Below are 4,081 nucleotides of genomic sequence, written 5' to 3'. Positions count from 1 at the left end.
TGCCCAGCATTCTCCGGACGGTTACCTCACCATGAAGATTGATGCGGCATCCACCCTGTCAACCCTGCTCGACGGACTGGGAGCATAAGAAAGATCATGACTACAATTCCTAATTTCTCCGAGATACCTCTCAACGGCGAATCCGCCGATGTGGAAGTACCCGCAGGCGCAGACCAGGTCTGGAGCACCCCAGAGGGCATCGACGTCAAACGTGTGTTCACCGAAGCCGACCGCGCAGCAGCCGCTGCCGACGGACACCCGGTGGACTCCCTGCCTGGCCAGAAGCCATTCATGCGCGGACCGTACCCGACCATGTACACCAACCAGCCATGGACCATCCGTCAGTACGCCGGATTCTCCACTGCCGCTGAGTCCAACGCCTTCTACCGCCGCAACCTCGCAGCGGGCCAGAAGGGGCTATCCGTGGCCTTCGACCTGGCCACCCACCGCGGTTATGACTCCGACAACGAACGCGTGCTCGGCGACGTCGGCATGGCCGGTGTGGCCATTGACTCCATCCTGGACATGCGTCAGCTCTTCGAGGGCATCGACCTGTCCAGCGTGTCCGTGTCCATGACCATGAATGGCGCTGTGCTGCCGATTCTTGCGATGTACATCGTGGCAGCAGAAGAACAGGGCGTTGCGCCAGAGCAGCTCGCCGGAACTATTCAGAACGATATTCTGAAGGAGTTCATGGTCCGCAACACCTACATCTACCCACCGAAGCCTTCCATGAGGATCATCTCGAATATCTTCGAGTACAGCTCACTGAAGATGCCGCGCTTCAACTCCATCTCCATTTCCGGCTACCACATCCAGGAAGCCGGAGCGACCGCTGACCTGGAGCTGGCTTATACGCTTGCCGACGGCATCGAGTACATCCGCGCTGGCAAGGAGGTGGGCCTGGACGTGGACAAGTTCGCACCACGCCTGTCCTTCTTCTGGGGTATCTCCATGTACACCTTCATGGAGATCGCCAAGCTGCGTGCTGGTCGTCTCCTGTGGAGCGAACTGGTGGCCAAGTTCGAACCGAAGAATCCGAAGTCCCAGTCGCTGCGTACCCACTCGCAGACCTCCGGCTGGTCCCTGACCGCGCAGGATGTCTACAACAACGTCGCCCGTACCGCGATCGAGGCGATGGCTGCCACCCAGGGGCACACCCAGTCCCTGCACACCAACGCACTCGATGAGGCGCTGGCACTGCCAACTGACTTCTCTGCACGTATTGCCCGTAACACCCAGCTGCTGCTGCAGCAGGAGTCCGGAACCGTTCGTCCGGTTGATCCTTGGGCTGGTTCTTATTACGTGGAATGGCTGACCAATGAGCTGGCCAACCGTGCACGCAAGCACATCCAGGAAGTCGAAGAGGCCGGTGGCATGGCTCAGGCCACCGTCGAGGGTATCCCGAAGCTGCGCATTGAAGAATCCGCAGCCCGCACCCAGGCCCGCATCGACTCCGGCCGTCAGGCCCTGATCGGTGTCAACCGCTACGTCGTCGACGAGGATGAGGAAATTGAAGTCCTCAAGGTTGACAACTCCAAGGTTCGCGTCGAGCAGCTGGAGAAGCTTGAGCGTCTGCGTGCTGAGCGCGATGACACCGAGGTCAAGGCAGCACTGGCGGCACTGACCGCTGCTGCACGTCTGGAGACCAAGGAACCTGGCGATCTGGACAACAACCTGCTCAAGCTTGCAGTTGATGCCGCTCGCGCCAAGGCGTCCATCGGTGAGATCTCCGATGCCCTGGAAGAGGTCTTCGGCCGCCATGAGGCTGAGATCAAGACCCTGTCCGGTGTATACAAGGAAGAGGTCGGAAAGGAGGGCGAAGTGTCCAACGTTCAGCGTGCCATCGCTCTGGCAGATGCTTTCGAGGCAGAAGAGGGACGTCGCCCACGTATCTTCATTGCCAAGATGGGCCAGGACGGCCACGACCGTGGCCAGAAGGTTGTTGCATCCGCCTATGCCGACCTCGGCATGGACGTGGACGTCGGACCACTGTTTCAGACCCCGGCTGAGGCGGCACGCGCTGCTGTTGACGCCGATGTCCACGTGGTCGGTGTTTCTTCCCTGGCTGCAGGCCACCTCACCCTGGTGCCTGAGCTGAAGAAGGAACTCGCAGCCCTGGGCCGCGAAGACATCCTGATCACCGTCGGTGGCGTCATCCCACCGGGTGACTTCCAGGAGCTCTACGACGCCGGCGCGGTCTCCATCTACCCTCCGGGAACCGTCATCGCGGATTCCGCCACTGACCTGCTGCACAAGGTTGCGGCCCACCTCGGTTTTGACCTGGACGTGGATGGGGATGCGTGACAAGGACTTCCTTGAGAACACTCTCGGGACATTAAGCACCACGGGTGGAACGGATTTAGGTAGTATCCTCCCGCCCGCCCCGGAGGTGCTCAAGCGGGTGCGCCAGCGCGTCAACGTCGATGAGCTTTACGACGCCGTGCTGGCCAATGACCGCACCCGCATTGCACGAGCGATCACCCTGCTGGAATCCACCTCCGCAGCTCACCGCGAGCTGGCTCAGGAACTGCTGGTCAAGCTCCTGCCGCACTCAGGTAACGCCCTGCGCATCGGTATCACCGGTGTGCCAGGTGTGGGTAAATCAACCTTCATTGAAGCCCTGGGTATGCACCTGATCGGTGAGGGACACCGTGTGGCTGTTGTCGCCATCGACCCCTCATCGACCAAGACGCGTGGATCCATCCTCGGTGATAAGACCCGCATGTCCAAGTTGTCGCGTGAAGATAAGGCGTTCATCCGCCCCTCTCCTTCCGCAGGCACCCTGGGTGGTGTGGCCAAGGCGACCCGTGAGGCGATGGTGGTGTTTGAAGCCGCAGGCTATGACATCATCATCGTGGAAACCGTCGGCGTGGGTCAGAGTGAGGTGGCGGTCCACCAGATGGTGGATGTGTTCACCTTCCTGGCACTGTCTGGTGCCGGTGATCAGCTGCAGGGCATCAAGAAGGGTGTCCTGGAGATGGCTGAGATCGTGGCCATCAACAAGGCTGATGGTGCCAATGAGAAACCGGCCAAGCGTGCGGCCCGTGACCTGGCGGCAGCCATGCGTATGGTCCGCAGCAACGATGAGCTCTGGCACCCACCGACCATCACCATGTCTGCTGTTGAGAACACTGGCGTGGATACCTTCTGGGGCCATGTCCAGGAGCACCAGGAGGTGATGAAGGAGCACGGCCTCTTTGAGGAACGTCGCCGTCATCAACAGGTGGGCTGGATGTGGCAGATGGTCCACGAGACTATCCGCCTGCGCCTGGAAAATGATCCGGGCGTGCGCGATGTCAGTGGGGATATGGAACAGGCACTGCGTGATGGTGCCACCACACCCACACTGGCTGCCCAGAACATCCTGGCAGCATTCGACAAGATCTAAGTCTGCTTCACAACCAGTCAACCCGCTCTGTATATATAGAGCGGGTTGAGAGGTTTTAGAGGGAGACTGCCGATCAGAGCGTCGGCATGGCCGGTGGTTTCCACATGGCGAACTCTGAGGGGAGATCATCATTGTCTGGAACATAACCCAAGGGGACAAAGCCCAGGCGGTGATAGAGCTGCGCGGAGCGTGTGGAGGTTGCCTCAAGGTAGATGGCTTCCTCACCGGCCCGCTGAATGCCATGCGCGAGCAGTGCACTGCCCACACCGGTTCCACGCGATTGTGCAGTGGCAGCGATGGTGTAGAGGTACCAATGCGGGAAACGTGGGTGCATTCGTGCAGAGGAGAACTCGCGGAGGAGAATTTTTGCCGTGTGTAGGCCGAAGATCTTAATCAGGCGGGGGAGAAGCTTTACCTGGTCCACCGCGCCATGGTTGGCATCAGGGGCATCCCACAAGGCAACACCGACGATGTCACCCTGTTCATTAGTGGCGAGATCAATGATGCCGTCTTTGCCATATTGCAACTCAATCTGGAGTCCGAACAGGGCACGCAGCAGATCATTGTTCTCATCAGGCTGGGGGATCACGCGGACAAAGCCCGGATCCTTGTAGAATGCCTCGACGAGAACCTCCACGACTTCTGCATGCTGTGAACTGGTGGCTGCTGTGACGGTGATGCCTGTATTGC

Annotated in this window: 3 protein-coding genes; 2 read left to right on the top strand and 1 reads right to left on the bottom strand. The window is 59.8% G+C overall.

Features of this window, described 5'->3' with window-relative positions; translation table 11 throughout:
• The first annotated feature begins 96 nt into the window (after positions 1-96).
• Both scpA and meaB read left to right on the top strand, forming a co-directional pair.
• Positions 97-2,307 (top strand): methylmalonyl-CoA mutase, encoded by a 2,211-nt coding sequence (scpA, locus tag Q0M74_RS13310; RefSeq protein WP_293955247.1) that lies wholly within the window; start codon positions 97-99, stop codon positions 2,305-2,307.
• Positions 2,300-3,391: a methylmalonyl Co-A mutase-associated GTPase MeaB gene (meaB, locus tag Q0M74_RS13305; protein ID WP_293955244.1), complete on the top strand. Its 1,092-nt coding sequence runs from the start codon at positions 2,300-2,302 to the stop codon at positions 3,389-3,391. Before scpA ends, meaB begins: the two co-directional genes overlap by 8 nt.
• 73 nt (positions 3,392-3,464) lie before the next feature.
• On the opposite strand, the gene Q0M74_RS13300 is transcribed toward meaB, so the two are convergent.
• Positions 3,465-4,028, bottom strand: coding sequence for an N-acetyltransferase (locus tag Q0M74_RS13300; protein ID WP_293955248.1), 564 nt, complete (start codon positions 4,026-4,028; stop codon positions 3,465-3,467).
• Positions 4,029-4,081: the final 53 nt, after the last annotated feature.

It is taken from the genome of uncultured Corynebacterium sp., assembly GCF_945649885.1.
Taxonomy (GTDB): Bacteria; Actinomycetota; Actinomycetes; order Mycobacteriales; family Mycobacteriaceae; genus Corynebacterium.
This window is presented reverse-complemented; position numbering and strand designations above follow the sequence as displayed.

Excerpts from the sequence above, each read along its gene's own strand:
- scpA (WP_293955247.1), top strand. The coding sequence starts at position 97 with ATGACTACAATTCCTAATTTCTCCGAGATACCTCTCAACGGCGAATCC.
- meaB (WP_293955244.1), top strand. The coding sequence starts at position 2,300 with ATGCGTGACAAGGACTTCCTTGAGAACACTCTCGGGACATTAAGCACC.